Genomic DNA, 606 nt, shown 5'->3' on the forward strand with positions numbered 1-606 from the left:
AGACTCCGTGGAATCGGGTGAGGTTGACGCGCGGCTTGGGTACCAGTGCAGCCAGCTTGGCCATGAAGTCCATGGGTTCGAAGATCACATGGGTTGTGCCATTGCGATACGGGGTTTTGAGTTCATACCGAACGTGTCCATTGGAGGTCAATGCCAGGCGCTTTTCTGAAACAGCGGGTCGGCTAACGTAGCGGCAGAGCCGTTCGAGTTTATCCCTCTGATGTCCTTCGGCCATCACACCGGCGTGGAGTGAAAACCCTGCCACTTTAGCCGCTTGGCCATAGCCTGGCTTCTCACTTTCGCAATGAGGCAAGGTTTGCAGGGTGAAGACCTTACTCCCTTGCTGGGGGTCGGTGGCGATGCGGTAAGTCACCGAGGAACCGTGCAGTTGCGTGAGTACATCTCCTCCTTCCTCGTCCAGCGTCAACCAGGTATTCTCGGCATCTCGCTCCAACAGACCGCGTTTTTCCAGGCAGCGAGCGACCCGGTGGCTCAGGGTGTTAACGAGCGCATTGAGTTCATGTTGAGTGGGTGCCTTGACCCGATGGAACCGCCGTTGGCCATAGGTATCTTCGGCGTATACGCCATCGAGAAATAGCATGTGGT

At 56.6% G+C, this 606-nt stretch carries 1 protein-coding gene; it reads right to left on the minus strand.

The window, feature by feature from the left end; genetic code table 11:
- Window positions 1–606 (minus strand): transposase (locus tag A3735_RS11430; RefSeq protein WP_197485873.1); only part of this gene is annotated, 606 nt, incomplete at both ends.

The organism is Oleiphilus sp. HI0061, from assembly GCF_001635675.1.